Annotated in this window: 1 protein-coding gene; it reads right to left on the reverse strand. The window is 49.0% G+C overall.

The annotated features are described in order from the left end of the window. Window positions 1–172: 172 nt before the first annotated feature. Entirely contained in the window at window positions 173–586 is a 414-nt protein-coding gene (locus ACTJK7_RS29060) for a hypothetical protein (RefSeq protein WP_108563056.1), read from the reverse strand. Window positions 587–886: the final 300 nt, after the last annotated feature.

Below are 886 nucleotides of genomic sequence, written 5' to 3' on the forward strand. Positions count from 1 at the left end.
AGCCGCACCGGGCTCGGGGTGGAACTGGCGAACGAGGCGGGGGATGCGATTCGGGAGATTCAGCAGGGATCGCGGCATGTGGTGGATGCGATCAGTCAGTTCAATGAGACGTTGAAACTCGAGTAGCAACTGCACGGTTGCCCCTCATTTTTGAGGGGCAGATTTTTTGTGGTTACTGTGCACCTGTTAAAGAAAAATTGAAGTCAACTTCGGCGTATGAGTCGTCGTACTTGCTAACTGCTTTGAATTTGGCAGTGCCTCTGACGAATTTTTTCGTGAGGTCGACCTCAATCAAGGTGATTTCACCTCCCACGTCACCATTCCAGGAATTTTGCATTCGTGGAGTATAAAAGCCGGCAACTCTAAAATCTTCTGTAAAGAAATAGGTGCCAGGTTGGATGTGTTGTTCATGAATATCAATTTGTGCACCTTCCAGTCCTTCGGGCTCGATATTGTAGCCACCGATACTCAAATTGTTACTTTTGAGGTCAAGCGTAATGAACGGTGTCGACATCGTTTGTGATGGTTCGCCGTTCTTGGCTATCTTGATTGATAACAAGCCTATGGCATTACCTTTAGTGGTCATGAAGTTCTCCTTTTGAAATGCAAACTGAACGCTTGCATGAGCCATGTTGGAGGCAGAGAAAATCCAGGACAACTGTCAGAACTTACAGGTATCGACTCTCGGGAGTAAGAAATCGACTAGCGGTAACCGGACGGTGAGGTCAGAGCCTCGAGTGAGACTCTGCTGAGGGAAGGGATCGTCTTAGAGCGAAGCGAGGAACTTGTCCGCCGACTCGTCGCTGATCTTCGTCGAGTTGGCGTCTTGCTTGTTCTGTTTTTCGGCTTCGGCCAGCTTGATCTTGTCCTGTAGACGCTCGGCGAT

It is taken from the genome of Pseudomonas sp. 22085, assembly GCF_052045815.1.
Lineage (GTDB): Bacteria > Pseudomonadota > Gammaproteobacteria > Pseudomonadales > Pseudomonadaceae > Aquipseudomonas > Aquipseudomonas glycinae.

What these genes read in the sequence shown, in the direction of transcription:
- ACTJK7_RS29060 (WP_108563056.1), bottom strand. Translation starts at nt 586, where the DNA reads ATGACCACTAAAGGTAATGCCATAGGCTTGTTATCAATCAAGATAGCC.